Source organism: Poseidonibacter ostreae, from assembly GCF_009208075.1.
Classification (GTDB): Bacteria; Campylobacterota; Campylobacteria; order Campylobacterales; family Arcobacteraceae; genus Poseidonibacter; species Poseidonibacter ostreae.
Genome location: NZ_WFKJ01000038.1, coordinates 1 through 23076 on the forward strand (window position 1 = coordinate 1; position 23076 = coordinate 23076).

Annotated in this window: 26 protein-coding genes; 14 read left to right on the forward strand and 12 right to left on the reverse strand. The window is 26.0% G+C overall.

Annotation, left to right across the window (positions count from 1 at the left end; translation table 11 throughout):
• Together GBG18_RS11340 and GBG18_RS11345 are read left to right on the forward strand one after the other, a co-directional pair.
• Nucleotides 1-776: M48 family metallopeptidase (locus GBG18_RS11340; protein WP_308418458.1), on the forward strand; the 776-nt coding region annotated here is incomplete at its 5' end.
• 78 nt (nt 777-854) lie between these two features.
• Complete coding sequence (locus GBG18_RS11345) at nt 855-1562, forward strand: EAL domain-containing protein (protein ID WP_193311127.1); 708 nt, start codon at nt 855-857, stop codon at nt 1560-1562.
• A gap of 49 nt (nt 1563-1611) precedes the next feature.
• Here GBG18_RS11345 and GBG18_RS11350 read toward each other — a convergent pair whose 3' ends face one another.
• Nucleotides 1612-2322 carry a YebC/PmpR family DNA-binding transcriptional regulator gene (locus GBG18_RS11350; RefSeq protein ID WP_152191178.1) on the reverse strand — a complete coding sequence of 237 codons (711 nt, stop codon included), beginning with the start codon at nt 2320-2322 and terminating at the stop codon, nt 1612-1614.
• A 455-nt stretch (nt 2323-2777) separates the two neighbouring features.
• Here GBG18_RS11350 and GBG18_RS11355 point away from each other — a divergent pair, with 455 nt between their 5' ends.
• The 6 genes from GBG18_RS11355 (at nt 2778) to GBG18_RS11380 (ending at nt 6194) form a co-directional block, all read left to right on the forward strand.
• Nucleotides 2778-3056, forward strand: a complete 279-nt coding sequence (locus GBG18_RS11355; protein ID WP_152191180.1) for a hypothetical protein — start codon at nt 2778-2780, stop codon at nt 3054-3056.
• Nucleotides 3057-3137: 81 nt separating this feature from the next.
• Nucleotides 3138-3344 (forward strand): hypothetical protein, encoded by a 207-nt coding sequence (locus tag GBG18_RS11360; RefSeq protein ID WP_152191181.1) that lies wholly within the window; start codon nt 3138-3140, stop codon nt 3342-3344.
• A gap of 19 nt (nt 3345-3363) precedes the next feature.
• Nucleotides 3364-3780 carry an ester cyclase gene (locus tag GBG18_RS11365; RefSeq protein ID WP_152191183.1) on the forward strand — a complete coding sequence of 139 codons (417 nt, stop codon included), beginning with the start codon at nt 3364-3366 and terminating at the stop codon, nt 3778-3780.
• Between the two features lie 20 nt (nt 3781-3800).
• Nucleotides 3801-4223: an ATP-dependent zinc protease family protein gene (locus GBG18_RS11370; RefSeq protein WP_152191184.1), complete on the forward strand. Its 423-nt coding sequence runs from the start codon at nt 3801-3803 to the stop codon at nt 4221-4223.
• Nucleotides 4223-5149 carry a 30S ribosomal protein S6--L-glutamate ligase gene (gene rimK / locus GBG18_RS11375; protein WP_152191186.1) on the forward strand — a complete coding sequence of 309 codons (927 nt, stop codon included), beginning with the start codon at nt 4223-4225 and terminating at the stop codon, nt 5147-5149. Before GBG18_RS11370 ends, rimK begins: the two co-directional genes overlap by 1 nt.
• Nucleotides 5142-6194: a succinylglutamate desuccinylase/aspartoacylase family protein gene (locus tag GBG18_RS11380; RefSeq protein ID WP_226896465.1), complete on the forward strand. Its 1053-nt coding sequence runs from the start codon at nt 5142-5144 to the stop codon at nt 6192-6194. The genes rimK and GBG18_RS11380 overlap by 8 nt, the downstream gene beginning before the upstream one ends.
• Nucleotides 6195-6234: 40 nt before the next feature.
• On the opposite strand, the gene GBG18_RS11385 is transcribed toward GBG18_RS11380, so the two are convergent.
• From GBG18_RS11385 to GBG18_RS11415, 7 genes are all read right to left on the reverse strand, one after another.
• On the reverse strand, nt 6235-6822 hold the full coding sequence (locus tag GBG18_RS11385; protein ID WP_193311128.1) for a tetratricopeptide repeat protein: 588 nt from the start codon (nt 6820-6822) through the stop codon (nt 6235-6237).
• A gap of 185 nt (nt 6823-7007) precedes the next feature.
• On the reverse strand, nt 7008-8378 hold the full coding sequence (locus tag GBG18_RS11390) for a magnesium transporter (protein ID WP_152191189.1): 1371 nt from the start codon (nt 8376-8378) through the stop codon (nt 7008-7010).
• A 16-nt stretch (nt 8379-8394) separates the two neighbouring features.
• Nucleotides 8395-9813 carry a mechanosensitive ion channel domain-containing protein gene (locus GBG18_RS11395; RefSeq protein ID WP_152191191.1) on the reverse strand — a complete coding sequence of 473 codons (1419 nt, stop codon included), beginning with the start codon at nt 9811-9813 and terminating at the stop codon, nt 8395-8397.
• Nucleotides 9814-9821: 8 nt separating this feature from the next.
• The gene (locus GBG18_RS11400; protein ID WP_152191192.1) at nt 9822-10310 is read right to left on the reverse strand and encodes an ATP-dependent zinc protease family protein; all 489 of its coding nucleotides are present in this window, start codon (nt 10308-10310) and stop codon (nt 9822-9824) included.
• Nucleotides 10303-11349, reverse strand: a complete 1047-nt coding sequence (locus tag GBG18_RS11405; protein ID WP_152191194.1) for a peptidase M42 — start codon at nt 11347-11349, stop codon at nt 10303-10305. The genes GBG18_RS11400 and GBG18_RS11405 overlap by 8 nt, the downstream gene beginning before the upstream one ends.
• Nucleotides 11350-11874 (reverse strand): hypothetical protein, encoded by a 525-nt coding sequence (locus GBG18_RS11410; RefSeq protein WP_152191196.1) that lies wholly within the window; start codon nt 11872-11874, stop codon nt 11350-11352.
• 28 nt (nt 11875-11902) lie between these two features.
• Nucleotides 11903-12856: a zinc transporter ZntB gene (locus tag GBG18_RS11415; RefSeq protein ID WP_226896463.1), complete on the reverse strand. Its 954-nt coding sequence runs from the start codon at nt 12854-12856 to the stop codon at nt 11903-11905.
• A gap of 125 nt (nt 12857-12981) precedes the next feature.
• Here GBG18_RS11415 and GBG18_RS11420 point away from each other — a divergent pair, with 125 nt between their 5' ends.
• The 6 genes from GBG18_RS11420 (at nt 12982) to GBG18_RS11445 (ending at nt 20348) form a co-directional block, all read left to right on the forward strand.
• Nucleotides 12982-14796, forward strand: coding sequence for a mechanosensitive ion channel family protein (locus tag GBG18_RS11420; protein ID WP_152191197.1), 1815 nt, complete (start codon nt 12982-12984; stop codon nt 14794-14796).
• Nucleotides 14797-14805: 9 nt separating this feature from the next.
• Entirely contained in the window at nt 14806-15654 is an 849-nt protein-coding gene (gene pgp3, locus GBG18_RS11425) for a peptidoglycan metallopeptidase Pgp3 (RefSeq protein ID WP_152191199.1), read from the forward strand.
• Nucleotides 15655-15719: 65 nt separating this feature from the next.
• Nucleotides 15720-16544, forward strand: coding sequence for an MlaA family lipoprotein (locus GBG18_RS11430; RefSeq protein ID WP_152191201.1), 825 nt, complete (start codon nt 15720-15722; stop codon nt 16542-16544).
• 1 nt (nt 16545) lies between these two features.
• Nucleotides 16546-17154 (forward strand): Tgt2/MlaC family protein, encoded by a 609-nt coding sequence (locus GBG18_RS11435; RefSeq protein WP_152191202.1) that lies wholly within the window; start codon nt 16546-16548, stop codon nt 17152-17154.
• Nucleotides 17147-19630: an efflux RND transporter permease subunit gene (locus GBG18_RS11440; RefSeq protein ID WP_152191204.1), complete on the forward strand. Its 2484-nt coding sequence runs from the start codon at nt 17147-17149 to the stop codon at nt 19628-19630. The genes GBG18_RS11435 and GBG18_RS11440 overlap by 8 nt, the downstream gene beginning before the upstream one ends.
• A gap of 307 nt (nt 19631-19937) precedes the next feature.
• On the forward strand, nt 19938-20348 hold the full coding sequence (locus GBG18_RS11445) for a ModE family transcriptional regulator (protein ID WP_152191206.1): 411 nt from the start codon (nt 19938-19940) through the stop codon (nt 20346-20348).
• 20 nt (nt 20349-20368) lie between these two features.
• Here the strand turns inward: GBG18_RS11445 and GBG18_RS11450 are convergent, their stop codons facing one another.
• The 4 genes from GBG18_RS11450 to GBG18_RS11465 form a co-directional block, all read right to left on the reverse strand.
• Entirely contained in the window at nt 20369-21007 is a 639-nt protein-coding gene (locus GBG18_RS11450) for an HAD family hydrolase (protein ID WP_152191207.1), read from the reverse strand.
• A complete protein-coding gene (locus tag GBG18_RS11455) occupies nt 20994-22112 on the reverse strand; it encodes an aminotransferase class I/II-fold pyridoxal phosphate-dependent enzyme (protein ID WP_152191209.1) in 1119 nt (372 codons plus the stop codon). Before GBG18_RS11455 ends, GBG18_RS11450 begins: the two co-directional genes overlap by 14 nt.
• 2 nt (nt 22113-22114) lie before the next feature.
• Nucleotides 22115-22699 (reverse strand): TlpA family protein disulfide reductase, encoded by a 585-nt coding sequence (locus GBG18_RS11460; protein WP_152191210.1) that lies wholly within the window; start codon nt 22697-22699, stop codon nt 22115-22117.
• Between the two features lie 83 nt (nt 22700-22782).
• Complete coding sequence (locus tag GBG18_RS11465) at nt 22783-23076, reverse strand: hypothetical protein (protein WP_152191212.1); 294 nt, start codon at nt 23074-23076, stop codon at nt 22783-22785.

The following is a 23076-nucleotide window of genomic DNA, read 5'->3' on the forward strand; positions in this document are numbered from 1 at the left end:
ATATTAAAGGACATACAAAAGGAAAACAGATGAAAAATATTATTCTAATAATAACTGCGTTATTTATTATTGCTGGGTGTACTCATAAAACACCTTATACAAAAAGATCACAAATGATTTTCATGTCTGCAAAAGAAGAGTTAGCTCTTGGTGAACAATCATATAAACAAGCCTTATCAAAAGCAAAAGTTATCAATAATACATATGATGCAAGAAGAGTAAAAGCAATTGGAGCAAAAATTGCTGCAGCTGCAAATAGACCAGATTTTAAATGGGAATTTAATCTTGTACAAAATGATGCAATGAATGCATTTTGTCTTCCTGGTGGAAAAGTTGTAGTATATACAGGTATTTTAAAAGCTGCTAAGAATGATGCTCAATTAGCTACTGTAATGTCTCATGAAGTAGCACATGCACTAGCACGTCATGGAGCTGAAAGAGTTAGTTCAGCAAAGGTTCAACAAGGAATTCAAGTACTAGGAACTATTGTATTAGCATCTACAGCACCACAATATACAGAAGCTTTTAATCAAGCTTATGGAATAGGCTCTCAACTAGGAGTTATGCTTCCTTATGGTAGATTACAAGAGAGTGAAGCAGATGAAATTGGTATTTATTTAATGGTAAAAGCAGGATATAATCCTTATGAAGCACTAAACTTTTGGAAAAATATGAGTGTAGGTAAAAAAACTACAAATGAGTTTTTTTCAACACATCCAAGTTCTTCTACTAGAATAAAAGATATTCAAAATGTAATTGCAAAAATAAAAAGATAATAATTCAATAACTTAAACTATTTAAAACTGATAATCAATATTAAATAGTTTAAGTTTATATTTGATATGATTCACTTTATGAATTATATCGAGTTTAAATACCTAATAAAAAATGCACAATACGAAACAAAATACGAACCCTTAATATCCACAAAAGATGATTCTATTTATGGATATGAAGCACTTTCAAAATTTGAAATTAATCAAGAAACAATTAGCACTGAAGAGATATTTAGAAAGCTACATCATAATAACACCCTATTTTTTGAATTAGAAAAAAGAAATAAACAGTTACAAATAAATAACTTTTTTGATAATAAAAAGCTCTTCTTAAACTTTGATGCTGATATTGTAAATAGTTTTGAACAAAAAAGTTACTGGGAACAGTTTTTAAAAAATTGTAATAAAGACATTGTTGTTGAAATTACTGAAAATGGTAGTGATGATGAAACAAGTATGCAAATTATTCATAATTTCTCTTTATGGTTAAAAAATAGAGGCATAGAATCTGCTTTAGATGATTTTGCAAAAGAAGGTTCTATGTTCTCTTTTTTCTTAATGGATAAATCAAAATATATAAAAGTAGATAAGTCTTTTTTAAAGCAAATAAAAAAGAATCCTAACTATATTGAATATATTAAAGGTATTTTAAAAACGATAAAGTTAAATAAGCAGTTTTCTATAATTGAGGGGATTGAATTAAAAGAGGATTATTTGTTTGCAAAAGAAATAGGTTTTGATTATATGCAAGGTTATTTTTTTAATAATCTTGTAATCATAAAGTAGAAATATAAAGCTAAGATAAAACCTAAAAAGGTTCTATCTTATAATAAAATTATGCCATATTTGTATAAACAGCTTGAACATCATCATCATCTTCAAGTTTTTCTAATAACTTTCCAATCTCTTCTTCTTGTTCTTCTGTAAATTCTTGAGGATTATTTGAAATTCTTTCTAACTTAGCTTTAGTAAGTTCAATTCCCATTTCTTCAAAAGCAGTATTTAATGTACCAAAATCAGTATAATCAGCTGTTACAAGAACAACTCCATCTTCTTCTTCAAGCTCTTCTAATCCTGCATCAATTAGTTCCATTTCTAACTCTTCTAAATCCATATCTTCAGTTTTATTAAACTCAAATAATGCTTTTCTATCAAACATAAATTCTAAAGAACCAGTTGGTGCCATTGAACCACCATTTTTATTAAAATACATTTTAACATTTGCAACAGTTCTTGTATTATTATCAGTTGCAGTTTCAACAAAAATTAATGCACCATGAGGACCTTTCCCCTCAAAGTTAACATCTGTATAGTTTGCAGAATCTTTTCCACTTGCTCTTTTAATAGCTGCTTCAATATTTGTTTTAGGCATATTTTCAGCTTTTGCATTTAAAATTGCAGTTCTAAGTGCTGAATTCATTTCAGGATCTGGAACTCCTGCTTTTGCTGCCATTTCAATAGCTTTTGCTAATTTAGGAAACAATCTTGACATTGCTCCCCATCTTTTTAATTTTGACGCTTTTCTATATTCAAAGGCTCTACCCATTATAACTCCAATAGTTTGTGTTTTCAAATTTTATTGGGATTATAGCAGGTTTGTAATAATAGACTAATAAGTTAAGAAAAGTATCAATATTATTTTTCAATTTTTTTATATTTTTGTAATTTTTTGTAATTTTTATAAAAAAAACTAATTTATAAAAATAAAATAAATAAATAATTATAAAAAATTTATTGAATTTAGTGGCTATTTATTGGCACTTTATTAGCTAAGAAAAAAATTAAGAAAACTTTTAGGAAAAAATATTTTTTTATGGTTTATAATTCCGTATTAGAATAAGAAGAAAGTTTTTCCGGTGTTTTCAAAAACTTAATATATGCATTTGGCCGTGCGCTTTTAAAGTTTTTGAAAACCTTTTGTTATGCGCTTTTTTTAAGTGCATTTTTTATACTAACGAATGAAACTTATATCGAAGTTAAATTTGTTATATAGGAGTTTAAATGTTAAAAAAAATCTTACTTACTTCTATTGCCTTATCTTTATGTTTAAGTGCAAATAGTAATTTAAATGAAAATATTGATTGTGAAGCACAGTTTGAATCATGTGTAACAAAATGTGAAGATATTCACTCTGATGAAAAAAATCAGGTTTGTGTAGAACTTTGTGAATCAGTATATGAAAAATGCCAATTATCTTTAGAAGATAATGTTGAAATACCTAATGAGGATGATATGAAAGAAGCTCTTGAATCACAAGAGGATGAGGACAAAGCTAAGTAACAAACTACTCTTTTTTAATTCTTCTTATTCTATAATTTTATAAAGGAGAGAATTAGTTTATTAAAAGCTAGTTTTTGAAATATGTATAATCAAGCAGAATTATCCATTTTATATGAGTTACAAGAAGTTAATGTAAAAGAAGCAGATATCGAATATATTTTAAATAGAGTCAAAAATAGACTTAGTGAAAAAAATGTTGATATTGAGTTAGAAAAAATAGGCTATCCAAAAATCTTTACAAGTGATTATGAGTCACAAGAGGAATATGATTCTTTGGATTTTGAATAAGATTATAAATAGAGAAAAGATGAGAAAATTAACAAATAAAGATTTAGTAAAATTATATTATGAAGAATTATGGAACAATAAAAATAAAGATTATATAGACACTCTTTTTGATGACAATATTACTTTTCACGGTTCTTTAGGAATATCTTCAAGTGGTAAAAAAGAGTTTGAACAATATATGGATATGATTCATAGTGCTATTCCTGCATTGTTTCATAGTATTATTGATATTGTTGTTGATGAAGATAATATCGCAGTAAGAGCTTTATATACAGGTAAACATACAGGTAAACTTTTATCATATGAAGCAACAAATAATAAAATTAGCTATAATGGAGCTACTTTTTTTAAATTTAATGAGGGAAAGATAAAAAGTGTATGGGTACTTGGTGACTTAAATACACTAATAAAACAATTAAATAATTCTAGTGACTAGTTGTAATTAAAAGGATAAAGATGAAAGATAAGATTATTGTAGGAAGAAGAGAGTTAATCTCAATTTTAGATCTTAACTTAGAGGATTTGGATGCAAAAGTAGATACAGGGGCTGATTCAAATGCATTACACTGTGATAATATTGTTATAGAAAACGATATGGTACATTTTTGTTTGCTTGATGAAGTTCATGAGTCTTATCATGGAAAAAGAATGTCTATGCCATTGCATAAAATAAAAAAAGTAAAAAGTTCTAATGGAGAGATTCAACTTCGACCTTCAATAAAAGTCTCAGTCGAATTTTTTGGAAAGAAATATAAAAGTATCATATCTTTAACTAATAGAGCAGATATGAAGTTTCCTATGTTAATAGGTAGAAGATTTTTAAAAGATAGATTTTTAGTAGATGTATCAGAAGAAAACTTATCAAAAAAGGGCAAATAATGAGAGTATATATATTATCAAGAAATTCAAATCTTTATTCAACAAAAAGATTAGTAGAAGCAGCAAATGAAAAAAATTGGGATGTAAGAGTAATTGACTATTTAAAATGTAGTATTGAAATTATGAAAGGTGAACTTAAGATTAACTATTTAGGAAAAGAGTTACCAATTCCTGATGCAATCATTCCTAGAATTGGAGCAAGTAGAACTTTTTATGGTACTGCTATGATTAGACACTTTGAAATGATGGATGTATTTACAGTTACAGGAAGTTTAGCAGTATCAAGAAGTAGAGATAAGTTACGTAGTTTACAAATTTTATCTAAGCACGAAGTTGATATGCCAAAAACTGTATTTGCTTCAAATAAATCAAGTGCAAAAGATGTTATTGCTTTAAGTGGTGGAGCGCCATTAGTACTTAAGATTCTTGAGGGAACGCAAGGAGTAGGAGTTGTTTTAGTAGATAGCGAAAAAGCTGCAAAATCAGTTCTTGATGCCTTTTATGGAATGGATGTAAACTTACTTGTTCAAGAGTTTATTGAAGAAGCAGGTGGTGCTGATATTAGAGCATTAATTGTTGGTGGTGAAGTTGTTGGAGCTATGAAAAGACAAGGTGCTGAGGGTGATTTTAGATCTAACTTACATCAAGGTGGAAGTGCTGTTTCACATAAACTAACTAGAAAAGAAAAAACAACAGCTCTAGCTGCTGCAAAAGCAATGGGATTAGGTGTTTGTGGAGTTGATATGATTCCTTCAAGTAGAGGACCATTAGTTATGGAAGTAAATTCATCTCCTGGTTTAGAGGGAATTGAAAAATCAACTAAACTTAATATTGCAGGAAAAATCATGGATTATATAGAAGCAAATGTTACGCCTCATACTCCATTGAAAAAAAGAAAAATAAAAAGAGATAATATTGGTGCATAAGACACAAGAAATTGAATTTGCTGGAACGCAAATTCAAAAAGGTACAAATGTAACTATAAATTTAGAGTTACCTAAGCTTTATCACTCTCCAATGGATTTACCAATAAGAGTAATTAGAGGTAAGAAAGATGGTCCAATTATCTTTATAAGTGCTGCAATTCATGGAGACGAACTTAATGGTATAGAGATTATAAGAAGATTTAGAAAGTTAAATATTCTAAAAAGACTTAAAGGAACAATCGTTCTTATACCTATTGTAAACATATATGGAGTTATGACTCTATCTAGATATATGCCAGATAGAAGAGATTTAAATAGATCTTTTCCTGGAACAAAAAAAGGTTCTCTTGCAAGTCGTGTTGCAAAAGTATTTTTTGATGAGATTGTTTCTAAATGTGATTTTGGAATAGATTTACATACAGCAGCAATTCATAAATCAAACTTGCCTCAAATTAGAACAAATTTAGATAACGAATTTACTTATAATTTAGCAAAAATATTTGAAGCTCCCGTAGTTTTACATTCAGTATTAAGAGATGGGTCACTTAGAGCCGAGGCTCAAGAAAAAGATATACCAGTACTTTTATATGAAGCAGGAGAAGCTTTAAGATTTGATGAAACATCTATTAGAATTGGGGTTAAAGGTATTGTAAATATCTTAAGAGAATTACAAATGCTTCCTGAAGTAACAAAAAAGAAAAAGTTTAAAAATCCAATTATAGCAAGAAGCAGTCAATGGATTAGATCAACTGAAAGTGGAGTTATTAGAACTATAAAAGCTTTAGGTGATATGGTAAAAGAAGATGAAATAATTGCTTATGTTGATGAACCTTTAGGTGATGAAAGTTTTGAGATAAAAGCAACTTTTGATGGTGTTATTATTGGAAAATCTGAGATACCTTTAATACAAGAAGGTGATGCTATTTTTCATATTGCTCAATTAAAAGATTTAGAGATTGCTGAAAATAAAATGGAATATTTTAATGAAAATGCAATTGAAGAGAGTGAATTTAACGAACTAAAAAAAGAAGAGAGTATAGAATAATTTTATATTCTATTCTTCTGTTCTTCTAAAACTTGACTGTTTAAGAGAGTAATCTTTTCATACTATTAATATTTAAATTATCTTTGAATACTTTTTCATTTTCAATTTGAACAACATAATCCTCATTTAAACTAATAGCTTTTTCTAAATCATGTACTGCGTTATCTTCTTGTTTTAAAACAGCATATACTTTTGCTCTTTGATAAAATGCATTTGCATAAGTATTATCAATTTCTAAGGCATGATTAGCAAGTTTTAAAGACCAATTTGCCTCTCCTAAATCTAAAACTGCATCAGATTTAAAAGTTAAGGCTTCAATATCATTAGATCTAATTTCTAATATCTCATCATATATTTCAAGCTTTCCAGAAGGTGTTGAATCTTGAGAAGCTCTTAACCATAAAGAGTGAATAGCATTCATATTTAGTATTTCTTGTTCATTTTGTTTTACTTGTAATGCTCTTTTAGAAAGGTTATCTTCAAAAGCACTCATTCTAATCTCATACTCTTTAATAGTTTTAGATGTCTTTTCCTCAATCATATTTTTTACTTTTTCATTTATTTTTCGAATTGAAGTCCATCCTATTATTACAAGAATAGAACTAGCTGTTGTAATAATATAGAACATATTATTTATGGTAGAGGTTGCATAATTAATTACACTATTAGAAATTTCAACTTCTTTTTTTGCTAAAGTTGAATGAAGTTCAATTTTTAAATCTCTGTTTTCATCTCTTTTGCATTTAAATTAAAACTAATAATAAAAATGATTAAAATCTAATAAATTAAAATTACTCTTAATCAAATTTTCATCTATAATAAAATTATTGTAGCTAATCCTAGAAAACTAAAGAAACCAACAATATCTGTTACAGTAGTTAAAATTACAGTTGAACCAATAGCTGGATCTATTTTAAATTTTTCTAAAACTAAGGGAATAACAGCACCAAAAAAACCTGCACTAAGTAGATTAATAACCATCGAAATAGCAATAACAAGACCTAAAAGTGGTATTTTAAACCAAAAATAAGCGATTAAACCTATTACAACAGCAAATAAGAAGCCATTTACTAAAGATATTGTTACTTCTTTTATTATTGTTTTCTTTGCATCGTCATATTCTATATCTCCTAAAGCCATTTGTCTTACTGTTACAGTTAATGTTTGTGTTCCGGCATTTCCTCCCATAGAAGCTACTATTGGCATTAACACAGCTAATGCTACAAGAGATTGTATTGTTGTATCAAAAATACCAATAACTAAAGATGCTAAAATAGCTGTTATTAAATTAATACTTAACCAAAAAGCTCTATTTTTCCCAATTTTATAAATACTCTCTTCTTCTTCAATTTTGTCATTAACACCTGCAAGTGAGTAAAGTTGTTTAGTATCTTGCTCTTGCATTAATGTAGAAATATCATTGTGTGTAACTCTACCTAATAGCTTATTATTACTATCAACTATTGCTAAGGCATTCAAATCATAATTAGTAAACATATTAACTATATCAGAAGCATCGCCTTTGTCACTGTAACTATAGTGTTCAATTTTATCAGCTGGTATCTCTTCAAATTTTTGACTTCTTTCAAATAATATAAGTTCTTCAAGACCTATTGAACCTAAAAAACTATTATCATCATCAACTAAAAAAGCATGAAAAATATTACTTAATAGATGTAAATCTTTTTTTTCTTTTAATCTTTTTAATGCATCTCCAATATTCTCTTTTAGATTTACAGAAAAAAGCTCTTTTTGCATATATGCACCAGCTTCATTAAATTCATAAGCATTAAGCTCTTCTATTATTTGTTGCTCTTCAATATTTAGTTTTGAAAGAACAGTTTGTGCTGAAGATTCATCTTTTTGAGATATATTGTAAATAAGTAATGAGGCATCATCACTATCCATATTTGAAGTAACTTTTGCAACTTTTTGCTCACTAATTACTGAAGTTATCTCTTCTTGAATATATGTTGGCATATTTATTAAAATTTGTGCAAATAGTTCACTTGGTATTTTTTTACAAATAGATTTATATTCATTAAAATCTATTTCTCTAATATCTTGTAAATCTTTTGCAATATCAAAGGGATGGTCATCAACAATACCATTTTTATAATTTGCTATAGTTTCATTTATTTCATATATTAATTCTTCAAGTTTTTTTATATTTGTATTAGTCATTTTCATCTCTTATTTTTTATTCATCATCATCTTTTTTTATACTTCTTGTTGATGATTTTAGTTTTATATTTTTATTACTTGTATACTCTTTTAATAAAGCTATTGATAGCTCACCTCTTTTTGCCATAACAACTTTATAATTTATCTGATATGAAATAAGAGCTATTATTCCAGTTTTTGAAGAGTTTAATGAAAATGTAATTGTATAAGGAAGTTCATACTTTTTAAAAACCTCAGCTGTTACTTTTTCAATAAATTCAAATTCATTGTTTTTATCAAACTCAAACTCTATTAAATCATTTATAATTCCATTTTGCTTTAAAGAATAGTTATAAAATACTTTTGTAAAAATATAACTATTTGGAATATATATAGTTCTTCCTACATTTTTTATATCTTTAATATTTGAATAATCACTAACTTCATTTAGTTTCATTTTTATTAAAGATATATTAACAATATCACCTACAGTGTGTTTTGTCTCAAACTGTACCATAACTCTATCACCAATTCTAATTATATTAGAAAAGAAGATATAAATAGCACCTGCTATATTTAATATAATCTCCCTAGTTGCAATTGTTAAAGCAGCAGCCACAACCCCTAAAAAAGTGATTATATAAAGAAAGTCATTAATATATCTAACTACAATAAAAATTAGAATACTCAATACAAATAGAAGTGATAATACCTTTCTGTAGTTTTTTTCTAACTCATGATTCTCTTTATTTCTTATAATATAAAAGAAAATAAAAAGTAAAAATTTATAAGAAATATATGCAGCAATAATACTTCCTAAAGTAATTAAATGCTTTATAAAAACTTCATTTTTATACTCTATATATTTCTTTTCTAATTCATCTTGAAGTTCAAAAAAGCTTTGATAAGTCTTTTCAATATTTTCGGAATACTCATTGAAATACTCAATTTGTTCTATTAGTAAATTAATCTTTTTTTCATCTTTAGAATTATTTTTACTCTCTTCATAACTATCTTGTAAATATATTAAAGCAGTATAAAACTCTTTTTTTAAAAATTCATATTTTGTAATCTTCTTTTTTAATTCATCCATAGATATATTAAATAAATAGTCATAAATAGTAATATCAATAATTTCGTATTTATAACTTTTAATTAAATCATTAAAATTTTGATTTTTTTCATAAAGAGAAAGCTTGGATTTATTTATACTTAGTTTACTTGTAAGCTCTTGAACTTTATTTAAATTTCTTTTATTTTTATCAATCTCTTGCTCTAGTTTATTAATTGTAATGATAATATTATTATATTTTTTATAATTCTTATATGTTTTTAACCATATATTATTAGGTACTTTTTCAATTTTTTTAATTTCAATAGCTTCAGTAATTTCCGTATTTCCTAAAACCATCAAGTTAAAGAAAACAGAAGTAATTAATATAAATATAATTTTCAAACAAATCCTTATTTTATCTTTTCTTCTGAGTAAGATAGATACTCTTCTCTTACATCAACTAAAAAACCTTGCTTTAAAAACTCTCTACCTAAAAGAATAGGATAGTTCATTTTTGCCCTATTTCTTAAAGTAAATTCAACATCATAAGTATTATCAAAAATAACTACTTTTGTTGAAATTACAAATCTTTTTTCAACTATTCCATTTGAACTTCGAACACTTGCAACTCTTTTAATTGGCATAGTGTATATTTTTTCTTTATACTTTTTATGAGTATCATCTAATACATCAAATTCAACACTATTTTCATCTATTTGTTTTATGTAACTACAATGAAGTGATGATGTCTTAGCACCTGTATCAATTTTAGCTCGTAAATTTTTTAGTTTAAGTACTGGTAAATCTAATCTATCATATTTTCCAATTAGCAAATCTTTTGCACTTAAACTTTGAAAAGAAAAAAGTAATGTTACTAGTATAAATACTAACTTATTCAAGGTTTTTTTTCTCTAAGTAAAGCTTTCTTAAAATCAGTAAAATACTATCAACAGATTCTCTTTTAGCAGTCTCTTTTACAGTATGATAACCAATCGTAGGAATTTGTAATGTTGTTCCTTGAATTTGTCCTTTACTTGCATGAATTATTCTTCCAAGCTCTGTAATACCTAATGATGATTTAGTATTATTTTGCTTCATTATATTTTTTAAATACTCATCTTTATAGTGATATTTAATTCTATTTTTAATAGCAATTTTCTTTATCTTTGTTTTTAAAGGTGATCTAAAATATCCATTTTCATCTCTATTTCTTAAAACTACATCTATATTTTTTAAATCTTCCATAGTTTTATATGGACTTGTATCTAATACTAATAATTCATTTGTACTTATTTCAAATCTTCTAAAGTAATCAAGTAAAAATCTCCAACTCTTTCCAGCTTCTTCTGATGCTGTAAAAAATGCTGTTCCTTGATATCCTTGATGATAAAGGTAAATTAAAATAGCAACAGATAAAACATTATCTAATTGTGCAGATATTATTTCATCATCAATTTCTAACTTATCCATAAAAGCAATTGGAGTACCAGGGAAAAGATGATCAAAATCATTTATTTGAAAAATAATATTTTCTCTTCTTTCACATAAAAAAGCATTTTCAATCGTTCCCATTCCTAAATAGCTTCCAGACCATGGTTCATAAGCTTGGACTTTTTGAGTAGTAAACCTTTTTTCAAAGTTTTTTAATACTTGCTCTTTATTTAAATTTTCAGCTAATGAAGATTGATTTTTTGCAATATAAGCTGCATATTGAAACTCATTATGTCCAGTACAAATAAGTCCATGTCTATCAGCATGTGCAGAAATATATCCAGATTCAGGATGAGTTCCTTTTGCTACAAGTACTCCATCATAATATTCAATATTTACATTTAAATCTTCTAATTCTCTTTTTAAAAACATAAAATATGGATGTTCATGTCCTGTTACACTTGGAACCCTAATTAGTTGTTTTAAAATATCATAAAATGCATCCAACTATATATCCTTATTCTCATCATTATATTTATTATATTTTTCAATAAATTTTTCTAAAACTTTATAAAAGTTTTCTAACTCTTCTTCTTTACTTAATTCATCTGTTAATTGTTCTTGTATATATTCACTCATTATTGTTAAAAGAAAAAGTTTTATTGCCTTTTTAATAGTGATATTATTATGCATACTATGAGAAACTACAGTATTAGTAATAATATTATAAATATGAGAATCAGGATATGATTTATTTAATTTCATATTATGAGAACAAAGAATTTCATAATCATGTTGAACTTTTTGAATAATTACATCTAAGTCTTTTTTATAAATCTGTTTTATTTCTAAACTATTTTTTAACTCTTCTAAATTTTTAATATCTTGAGTATTACTCTTTTTTGGAAAATACTTAAATAGTATTTTTTCTTCATCTTCTAAAATAACATTTTCTATTTTTTTTGATTTTCTAATCATTGTAATTATAATTATAACAATAAGTATAATTGTTAAAATAATAAATATTTTCATTTAATTTCCTTTTTTATAAACTACTAATTTAAATCCACTTCTTTTTTCTAAAAACATATAACTGAATAGAGACAATTATGACAAGAAAAACTGTAAAAATCACAAAGGCATCTTTATTCTCAGAACCAGGAATTCCTCCTATATTTATCCCTAATAAACCAGTTAAAAAACCAATAGGCAAAAATATTGCAGAAATCACAGATAAAACATACATACGAAGGTTCATTTGCTCATTTAATTTATTTGATAACTCTTCTTGTGTTAAAGTAACTCTATCTTTTATGGAATCAAGTTCTTCAATATATCTAATTACTTGGTCATTAATCTCTCGTAATTGATTCTTTTTATACTCATCTATCCACGAAATACTCTCATGATACAGTCTTGAAATTGCATCTTTTTGAGGGGATAAATATCTTCTTAATGAAATTGCTTCTTTTCTAATTGTAGAAATCTCTGTTCTTTTTTCAAAATTGTGTGAATCTAAAACTGATTCTTCTAGATTTGAACTTCGCTCTTCCATTTCAGATATCGTATTTTCCATTCTTGAAGTTAAATTATTTGTAAGACTTACAATAAATTCAGCAGAACTCTTTGGTCCCTTATTAACTTTTAAAGAATCGACAATATCTTTAACAGATAATAAATCTCTTTTCTTTGTACTAATTATAATTTTTTCATTAATAAAAAGTCTTATAGAAATCATATCTTCAGGGTCTGAATTAGGATTTAAATTTACTCCTCTTAGTGCTAAAAGAATTGAATCATCTAATATAATTGTTCTAGGTCTTGTCTCTTCTGTTAATAAGGCCTCAATTGCTAAAGGGTCTATATTACTTTTGTTATTAAGCCATTGAATTGAATCATTTTTAGAGTAATCTAAATGCAACCATAAAAGTCCCATTTCTTCTTTATACTTTTCCACCTCAATATGTTTAGCACCACCCATCTTATCAAAGACAAGTGCATGTTCAAATTTCACTTTTTTTATCCTTCTATTCTAATTTTAAATTATATCATATAAGAAATATTTTCTTCTTCTAAAATATAATTTTTATTTCTTTTTTTTGATATAATTTGAAATCAAAATATGGAGTGTTATTCACTATGAAATTATTCTTTTTACTTCTAGCTTTTTTTACATTTACATTTAGCGCACAAATCGATGTTAAACTATATGATAAAGCAAACTCAAATAATTATTATCAAGAAATTGAAAATATAATAAATAAATCAAAAACAGAAAATACTAAAGCAGATGAGATAATAAACGAAGAAAAAACACATCTTAAAAAATTAATTGAAATTTCTACAAAAAAAGTTTCAATAGAAGAGTTTAATCTGAACCTACTAAAAGATGAAAAAGTATCTTCAAATACACTAATAAAAGCTTTACTTCATCTATCAAATATAAAAGTAAAAAGTAAAAAACAAAATGAGTTTAAAAATGATATACAAAATAAATTATCATTTTTAAAAAAAGCTATTGAAAATATTACAGAAGATAAAAAGAATTTCTTATTATCTTACCAATTACAATTTGCATATTATAAACTTCTTATTGTAGATATTGAAGATAGAATACTATTATTTAGCACTCATGAAAAAGAGCTTGAAAACTCAATTATTTCTTCAATTAAAAAAGTTGTTATAAAAGATGTAGAATTAATTGAAAAAGAACTAAGCAAAATAAATGAAAATGTAAATAAATTACTACTTCAAAAAGCTGCTTTTGAAATTGAATTAGAAAAAGAGATAATTAATGAGAATAAAAACAATATAGAACTATCAAAAACAAATATTAATAAAATAGAAACTCTTTATCAAAATGAATTATTAAATAGTATAAAGTTTTTAAGTAAAAAAGTAGTTTATTCTTTAAAAAACTCTGATGAAAAAGAGTTTCTAAAAATATATAATGAAATTGAAAAACTAATTGTTGATATTACTTCAGATAATAAGTCTGTATATCTTGAACAAAATATTTTATTTAAAAGTATTGCAAAACAAATATTTGGAAATACAAAACTGTTTATAAGTGATTCTATATCTCAAAGTAAAGATTATCTTCTTCAAATTAAAGATAAACTAACTTCAACACTTTTTGTTTTTAATGAACAAGCTATTAGTTTTATTAGTTTACTTAAATCTTTATTCTTAATATTTATAGGTTTTACAATCGGTTATTTATATAAAAAATGGATATATAAACTATCTACAAAATGGCCAAATATGAGTCAAATGTCACTAAAACTATCTGCAAATGTAGGTTATTATCTAATTGTATTAATTACTTTTATGATTGCTATGAGTAGTTTAGGTATTGATATGTCATCTATTTCTTTAATTGCTGGAGCCTTATCAATTGGTATTGGATTTGGGCTTCAAACAGTTGTATCAAACTTTATTGCAGGAATAATACTAATGTTTGAAAGAACAATTAGAATTGGAGATATTATTGAAATCAACAATCTAATTACAGGAACAGTATCAGATATACGTATTCGTTCAACGACAGTTAAAACATTTGATAATATTGATATTGTTGTTCCTAATTCCTCTTTTATTCAAAATAATGTAATTAACTGGACATTAGATGATGCAACAAGAAGACTTCATATACCTTTTGGCGTTGCTTATGGTACAAAAGTTGAAAAAGTAAAAGAAGTTATAATCAAAGAATTATTAGAAAGTGATTTAAGATTTTTAAGAAATGATGAAAATAAACTGCCTGAAATTAGACTTTCAAATATGAATGCAAGTAGTGTTGATTTTGAATTATTAGTTTGGGTAAAAGCAAATGATAGACTAAAACCAAATGCCTTAAAATCTGATTTTTTAATTTTAATTTATAATTCATTGTATAAGTATGAAATAGAGATTCCTTTCCCACAATTAGATTTACATCTTAAAAAGAAATAGGCTTTAATTATGAAAAAAATATTATTAATCACACTAATTTTTATTTGTAATTTATATGCTTTAAAAATTAGTTCTTCAAATGTAAAAAATGCTAATACTGTATTTTTAGAAATTCAAAAAGAGAATATCTCTGATGTTAAACTTACCTTTGATAAGCAAAATATAAATTTCTTTAAAAACCCTTTTAAAGAAAATAGTTATTATGCCCTGCTTCCTATATCTTATTATCAAAAACAGAAAGAGTATAGAGTTATTGTTTCATATATTGAAAATGGAAAAAAAGTATTTAAAGGAAAAAATTTAAAAGTAGTTGATGGTAAATATAAAAGTGAAGTTATAAATGTACCAAAAACAAAGTTTAAACCAAAAGCTTCAAGAGTACAAAGAACAAAAAAAGAGTATTCACAAGCTATGAAAGTTTATAAATCAATTTCAAAAGAAATTTTATGGAATGAAGATTTTATTTATCCTCTAAACACAAAAATAACTAGTAATTTTGGAACAAAAAGAGTTTATAATGGAAAGCTAAAATCTTATCATAGTGGTACAGATTTTAGAGCAAAAAATGGGACTGCTATTATTGCATCAAACGCAGGTATTGTAAAAATATCTCAAAATAGATTTTATTCAGGAGGTACAATTGTAATAGACCATGGTCATGGTGTTTACTCATGTTACTTTCATTTAAGCAAGATGAATTATAAAGTTGGAGAGAGTATAAAAAAAGGAGCTGTTTTAGGATTAAGTGGAGATACAGGAAGAGTAACTGGTCCTCATTTACACTTTTCATTCAGAATAAATGGTCTTCAAGTTGACCCTTTAAATGCGATTGAAGTATTAAATAAAGTAAGAAAATAACTGTTTAAACATTATCTACACATTTTTTTAATATAATATTGTCTTAATTTAAAAAAAGGACTTTTTTGAAAAACTTATTTTTTATACTTCTTGTAATATTTGGCTTTACAGCTTGTTCTACAAAAAGCGCTATAAATACAGACCAAACAGCAATAATAAAACAAACAGAAGATAATAAAGTACTTATAAAAGCATCAAGTGATGATTTTAATGAAGATTTCGGAGAAGAGTTTGAGGGTGAATTTTTAAAAGTAAAAGAGGTTTTTGATCCTTTAAGTGGTTATAACAGGGTTATGACAACTTTCAATGATAAAGTCTTTATTTATGTATTAAACCCTACTGCGAAAGGATATGCATATATACTTCCTCAAACTGTAAGATCTGGAGTATCTAACTTTTTTAATAACTTAATGTTTCCATTAAGATTTGTAAATAATTTATTACAACTAAAGTTTGAAAACTCAGTAGAAGAGCTAGGCAGATTTTTAATAAATACAACATTTGGATTAGCTGGATTTATGGATCCTGCAAAAACAGAATTTGGTTGGGAACAACATGATGAAGATTTTGGTCAAACTTTAGGTTTTTATGGAGTTGGTGAAGGTTTCCATGTTGTTTTACCATTTTTAGGACCATCAAACTTAAGAGATATGGTAGGATTTGCTGCTGATTCATATGTAAGTGCATTATCAACAACAGGTTCAAGTGATTTACAATATAAAATACCAAATAATATGACACAAAGTGTAGCTATAACTGCAGCAGATATAGTAAATTCGACTTCATTAAGACTTGGTTTATATGAAAGTTTAAAAAAAGATGCCTTTGATTTATACCCTTATTTTAGGGATTTATATAATCAAAGAAGAAATACATTAATTAAGGAATAAAATGAAAAATATATTAAAAGTTCTATTAATAACACTATTTTCAATATCTTCACTTTTTGCACTACAAAAAGATGAAATAAAAACTGTTATGACAAAAAAAATTGATGACTCAATTTCTATTATAAAAAAACAAAACTTGACAACAAAAGAAAAAGGTCAAGAGATTGTAAAAATAATTGATGAAGTTTTTGATTTTAGGAAAATGGCTTTACTATCTTTAGGAAGAGACGCATGGGTTAGTGCAACAACTGAACAAAAGAAAAGATATTTAAAAGCATTTGAAATAAATCTTAAAAATTCTTATATTGATAAATTAGGTTTATATACAGACCAAAAAGTAAAAGTTATAGATTTAGAATCTACTTTTACACAAAGATCAAATACAGAAAGAATACAATTAGTAACTGAATTAATTGGTCAAAGTGAATCATATAAAGTTAATTATTTATTTTATGAGAATAAAACAAGAGGATGGGTTATTTGGGATATAAACTTAGCAGGAACTAGTGTAATTACTACAACTAGAAAACAATATGCAGGTTTATTAAAACAAAAATCTCTTGAAGAAATGATATCTGAAATTGAAGCTAAAAATAAAATAAATGGTTAAAAATTTTTATGACAATATTGTTTTAAAATATCCAATAACAGTACTAATAGTACTTTTACTTGCTATTAGTACACTTGCATATCATGCAACAAAACTTGAAATTGATGCTTCTGCTGAAACACTACTTTTAGATGATGATAAAGACTTAAAATTTACAAGAGATGTAAATAAAAGATATTATAATCCAAACTTCTTAGTTATAACATATACTCCAAATGAAGACCTACTTTCAAAAAATAGCTTAGAGAATCTAAAAAATTTAAGTGATGATTTATTAAAAGTTGAAAGCATAGAAAGTATAACTTCAATTTTAAATGTACCCTTACTTCAATCTCCAATTAGACCAATAATTGATTTAGTAGATGGTGTTGATACGCTAGAAAGTGCAAGTTTTGATATGAGTTTAGTTAAAGAAGAGTTCTTAAACTCACAGCTTTATTCAAATAATCTTGTTAGTTCTGATTTTAAAACAACAGGTATGCTTTTAAACTTAAAAAATGACAAAAAATATTTTGAACTTTTAGAAAAAAGAAACACTCTTTTAACTAAAAAAAGAGCTTCGACACTTAATAAAATAGAAGAAGCTGAACTTTCTAATACTATTTTAGAATTTAAAAGATATAGAGATTCTTTAAGAGAAAAAGATGAAAAGAACATAGCAAAAATAAGATCTATTATAAAAAATCACAATTCAAATGCGACAATTTTCCTTGGTGGAATAGATATGATTGCAAATGATATTGTTGGTTTTGTAAAAAGTGATTTATCTATTTATGGTTCTACTTTAATATTCTTACTTATCTTTATTTTATGGGTAATATTTAGACATCCTAGATGGGTTATACTTCCAATTGCAATTTGTCTATTATCTGTTGTTTCAACAGCAGGAATTTTAGGTTTATTCAATCTTGAAGTTACTGTAATTTCATCTAACTTTATATCTTTACAGTTAATTATTACACTAGCTATTGTTCTTCATTTAATTGTAAGATATAGAGAGCTAAATGTAAAATATAAAAATGCAAGTCAATACAAACTTGTAATAAACACTGTACTATCAAAGCTTTCACCCTCGTTTTTTGCAATAATCACTACAATTACAGGCTTTGCTTCGCTTGTATTATCAAGTATACAACCTGTTAAGAATCTTGGACTTATGATGAGTGCTGGTATTGCAGTTTCTTTATTTATCGCGTTTTTTGTTTTTCCTGTTATTTTAATAATGCTTCCTAAAAAAGATGAGCATGAAAAGAAAAGTAGTAATTCAAAATTCTCACTAATTACAATGTGTGCATCTTTAGTAGAAAAAAGAGGAAAGAGTATTATTATTGGGAGTATTCTACTTGTAGTATTTTCTCTACTAGGTGCTTCAAAGCTAATAGTTGAAAACTCTTTTATTAATTATTTTAAACAAAGTACTGAAATATACAAAGGGATGAAGGTAATTGATCAAAATCTAGGAGGAACTACTCCTTTAGATGTAATAATAAAATTTAAAGAAGATGAAAAAGAAGCTGTCATTGAAGTTGTAGATGATGAATTTGCAGACTTTGAAGCACAGTTAGATGCAAACGCAGATGATGAGCAATACTGGTTTTCACAAGATAAAATGGATACTATCACAAGAGTTCATGAATACTTAGAGAGTTTAGATGAAGTAGGAAAAGTTCAATCTTTAGCTTCATTATTAAAAGTTGGAAAACTTTTAAATCAAGATAAAGAACTAGATGGTGTTATGCTAGCCCTACTTTATAAAAAAATTCCAGATGAATATAAAAATATGATTCTATCTCCATATATAAATATTGAGAATAATGAAGCAAGAATTACTATGAGAATAGTGGATTCAAATGAAAACTTAAGAAGAAATGAACTACTTGCTAAAATTAATAATGACCTAAGAGAGATTATTAGAAATAAAGAGACTACATTTCAATTATCTAATCTTATGATTTTATATAATAATATGCTTCAATCTTTATTTGATTCTCAAATAAAGACTTTAGGTATTGTAGTTATACTATTATTTATAATGTTTTTAATACTCTTTAGATCAATTAAAATTGCTTTTATAGCAATACTTGCAAATATAATACCAATATCTTCTATCTTTGGAATTATGGGATTTTTAGGAATACCTTTAGATATTATGACTATTACAATTGCAGCTATTTCTATAGGAATTGGTGTTGATGATACTATTCATTATATTCATAGATTTAAAGATGAATTTAAATTTGACCACAACTATTTAAATGCAATGAAAAGAAGCCATGAGAGTATTGGTTATGCGATGTATTATACTTCTTTAGTAGTTATTATTGGTTTCTCTATTTTAGTTTTATCAAATCTTATTCCAACTATTTATTTTGGACTATTAACAGTTGTTGTAATGGCTACAATTTTAGCCTCAGCACTATTACTTCTTCCAAAACTAATCATAATGTTAAAGCCATTTGAAAATAAAGTTAAATAGGATAAATTCTATCCTATTTACTATTTGTTAACCTTTTATTTAAAAAAGGTTAATACAAAGCTATTATAATTATTACATGAGTTAGGTTACACGATCCTAACAATAGCTTAGTTTACTAACTTGAATTCTCCTACAAATATACAAGTTAATATAAGAGTGCTTCTCCTGGCACTCTTTTTTTTTGCAAAATATTATATAAATTTCACATACTTAAACTATAATATTTTTAAATATTTGAATTATAATATAAAGTTATTATAAGTTTTAAACTTTATAATATGCACAAATAAAAAGGGTTAATATATTTATGATTAAATTAGATTCAATACAGACAGATTTAGTTCTTACAAATTTAGATGAAAATGGTGCACTATCATGTATCAATGCTTTTAAAGTTGCTAAGTTAATTGGAATGGAACCAAAAAACATTGCACAAATTGCGCGTGAAATGAATATTAAAATTACTAACTGTGAACTTGGTGTATTTGGAAAATTAGAGTTTAATGATATGAATGAAGATATTTTTGATTTACTTAAAAAACGTTCTAATAATTCAAAAATTGAGTGTGAAGTTGCATGGAAGATATCTCAGGAAAAAGGTAAAGCAATTAATGAAATAGGTGCTTCAATAAAAGATTCTGGATTAAAAGTATCAAACTGTCAACTAGGATGTTTTAAAGAAGAAGAGAATCACGGTTTTATAATGGCTACAAACTAGATTTTATAAACTCTTTTTAACTATAACAAAGAAAGTAGTTCTTCAAGTTTATTAATACGAAAAGAAGCTTTTGAGAAATCATGAGTTAATGTAAATTCATTTTTAACAATTACACAATCAATCTTTGCATTAACAGCAGAGCTTAATCCCCTTTGTGAATCCTCAATAACTATCGCTTCATTATTTAAAGCTTTAAACTTAGCAAGTCCTGCTAAATATGGGTCAGGATAAGGTTTAGCTTTTGGATAATCTTCAACACATAAAACAAAATCCATAAAATCAACTATTCCTCTATTTTTATGAATAAGTTCAAAATCTTCACGTCTTGATGTTGTAATAATTGCCATCTTATATTTTTTTGATAACTCTTTTAGTATCTCTTTGACATTTGGGATTTCTATATCTCTAGTTTTAATCAACTCTTGATAGTAAATATCTCTTTGAAATCTTTTTTTATCAATTGTCTCTTTAGTAATACCAGCTTCTAAAGCAAGTTCCCAAGCTGTTCCACCTCTTGCCATAATTTTCATATATCTATCAAATGACAACTCTACATCTAACTCTTTTAAAGCTTTTACATTTGCCTCAAAATATAAAGGCTCAGTTTCAACTAAAACCCCATCATTATCAAAAAGAATATACTTTTTATTTTCTATCATTTAAATACTTTTTTAATCGTTTTATTCCATCACTCATATGCTCTATATCTCTTGTATATGCAAACCTTAAATACTGTTCTGTTTTATTAGAACCAAAGTCAACTCCAGGAGTTGTCGCTACATGAATATTCTCAAGTAACTCTTTTGCAAAAGCAAAACTATCATCTGTATACTTTGAAACATTAGCCCAAAGATAAAATGCACCATCTGGTTTTGCATCTATATTAAAAATAGTGCTTAGTTCATTATATAAATAGTCCCTACGCTCTTTAAATATATTTTTAACCTCAGATAAGTATTCTTTATCAAAAGCTTCTAAAGCTGCGTATTGAGATAAAGTGGGTGCAGAGATAAATATATTTTGTGCAATTTTTTCAGCTTCTCTTGATAAACTCTTTGGAACTATTATCCACCCTAATCTCATGCCAGGCATACAGTAATATTTTGAAAAGCCATTTATTACAAAAACATCATCAGAAAACTCTAAAGCTGTATGTGCATCTTCTTCATAAGTTAAACCATGATAAAGTTCATCTGAAATAAAAGCTATATCTTTTTCTTTACAATATTCAACTAATTCTTTAAGATTTTCTTTTGAGTATAAATTTCCTGTAGGATTTGAAGGTGATGATATTTGAAGAGCTTGAATATCCTCTTTTTCTAGATGTTTTGTTGTTAATTCATAATTTGTAGATTTATCAATATTCATAAAACTAGGATTTATATCTAACATATTTGCAAAATTCTTATAACAAGGGTAAGAAGGATCTGATAAACCTAAGTTTTCTTTATGCTTTAGTGTTAAAGTATAAGCTACTAAAAATGCACCTGAAGTTCCAGGTGTTAAAAGTATACGAGAAGGTTCAATATCAACATTGTAGTTCTCTTTATACATTAACGATATTTTTTCTCTTAAACTTAATAAACCAAGACTTTCAGTATATGAAAACTTATCTTCGTCTACAGCTTTTTGTAATGCTTTTTTAACTTTTAAACTTGGTTTTAAATCTGGTTGTCCTATTTCAAAATGTATTGAATCTTCATATTTTTGTGCATCTCGCACAATGTCCATTACAATAAAGGAACTAATATCATCATATCTCAAATTTATTTTTTACCTATTGCCATTTTTACGTACTCTTCATAAGTTTCTAAATCTGTTTCTCCAAGAAATTTCTTTACAAACTCCCCATCTTTTGAAAATAAAAATAGTTCAGGAATTCTTTGAACATCATCTAAATCTTTGGCTAATTTAAAGTTTTCTTCTCCAACAGTTACAGGGTAAGTAATACCATATTTTTCAATAAACTCAATAACTTCAGATGTAGGTTTATCTTCTTCTTTTTCAAATAACACTGAAACTATTTCAAAATCATCTTTATACTTTTCTCGCAAACTTTTTAAAACAGGAATACCTTTAATACAAGGTGGACACCAAGTTGCAAATACATCAACTAAAATAGCTTTTTTACCCTTATAGTCTTTAAAGTCTAAACCTTCTTTTGTACTTGTAAGTTCAATTATTTTACCATCTGTTGTAGTTAGTTTGAATGTTCTAGAAACAAACTTTTCTACATATGGTGTATTCTTCTTAGTGTTGGCTATTAAGCTTTCATCAATATCTTTAGAGTCACAACCTGTAAATAAAAAAACGGCTGTAAGTAATACGGCAAAAGTATAATTAATTTTCATGATTATCCTTGGTTATTATCTTAATATTTATATATTATTACTTGAAATTATAGTAAAAATAAGTTAATAGTTAATAAATATCTTTACTTAAGTGTAGAAAGTTCTTTTAAAAGTTTTGTAGCTTCTTCTTTTTCAAAAAAAAGGTTCATTGATAAATCGTGATTTATCTTTTTTAGTAGTTTTATTTTCTCTTGAGTTTGAAGCTGTTTATCATTTTCATACTTTGATAAAAGCTCTTTCATTTGATTTTTATAATCTTGAATTAGCTCTTCTTTCTTAACAGCAGGAGCTTTAATATTTTGCTTTTTATTTGCAGTAACAAATAAAAAAATTGCAAAGAATATAAGAAAAATTAAAAGAAGAGTTAAAATATCCAT

Excerpts from the sequence above, each read along its gene's own strand:
- GBG18_RS11465 (WP_152191212.1), bottom strand. The coding sequence starts at position 23,076 with ATGGATATTTTAACTCTTCTTTTAATTTTTCTTATATTCTTTGCAATT.
- GBG18_RS11420 (WP_152191197.1), top strand. The coding sequence starts at position 12,982 with ATGAAATTATTCTTTTTACTTCTAGCTTTTTTTACATTTACATTTAGC.
- GBG18_RS11445 (WP_152191206.1), top strand. The coding sequence starts at position 19,938 with ATGATTAAATTAGATTCAATACAGACAGATTTAGTTCTTACAAATTTA.
- GBG18_RS11460 (WP_152191210.1), bottom strand. The coding sequence starts at position 22,699 with ATGAAAATTAATTATACTTTTGCCGTATTACTTACAGCCGTTTTTTTA.
- GBG18_RS11370 (WP_152191184.1), top strand. The coding sequence starts at position 3,801 with ATGAAAGATAAGATTATTGTAGGAAGAAGAGAGTTAATCTCAATTTTA.
- GBG18_RS11440 (WP_152191204.1), top strand. The coding sequence starts at position 17,147 with ATGGTTAAAAATTTTTATGACAATATTGTTTTAAAATATCCAATAACA.
- GBG18_RS11385 (WP_193311128.1), bottom strand. The coding sequence starts at position 6,822 with ATGTTCTATATTATTACAACAGCTAGTTCTATTCTTGTAATAATAGGA.
- GBG18_RS11350 (WP_152191178.1), bottom strand. The coding sequence starts at position 2,322 with ATGGGTAGAGCCTTTGAATATAGAAAAGCGTCAAAATTAAAAAGATGG.
- GBG18_RS11390 (WP_152191189.1), bottom strand. The coding sequence starts at position 8,378 with ATGACTAATACAAATATAAAAAAACTTGAAGAATTAATATATGAAATA.
- GBG18_RS11365 (WP_152191183.1), top strand. The coding sequence starts at position 3,364 with ATGAGAAAATTAACAAATAAAGATTTAGTAAAATTATATTATGAAGAA.
- GBG18_RS11355 (WP_152191180.1), top strand. The coding sequence starts at position 2,778 with ATGTTAAAAAAAATCTTACTTACTTCTATTGCCTTATCTTTATGTTTA.
- GBG18_RS11435 (WP_152191202.1), top strand. The coding sequence starts at position 16,546 with ATGAAAAATATATTAAAAGTTCTATTAATAACACTATTTTCAATATCT.
- GBG18_RS11450 (WP_152191207.1), bottom strand. The coding sequence starts at position 21,007 with ATGATAGAAAATAAAAAGTATATTCTTTTTGATAATGATGGGGTTTTA.
- rimK (WP_152191186.1), top strand. The coding sequence starts at position 4,223 with ATGAGAGTATATATATTATCAAGAAATTCAAATCTTTATTCAACAAAA.
- pgp3 (WP_152191199.1), top strand. The coding sequence starts at position 14,806 with ATGAAAAAAATATTATTAATCACACTAATTTTTATTTGTAATTTATAT.
- GBG18_RS11345 (WP_193311127.1), top strand. The coding sequence starts at position 855 with ATGAATTATATCGAGTTTAAATACCTAATAAAAAATGCACAATACGAA.
- GBG18_RS11410 (WP_152191196.1), bottom strand. The coding sequence starts at position 11,874 with ATGAAAATATTTATTATTTTAACAATTATACTTATTGTTATAATTATA.
- GBG18_RS11360 (WP_152191181.1), top strand. The coding sequence starts at position 3,138 with ATGTATAATCAAGCAGAATTATCCATTTTATATGAGTTACAAGAAGTT.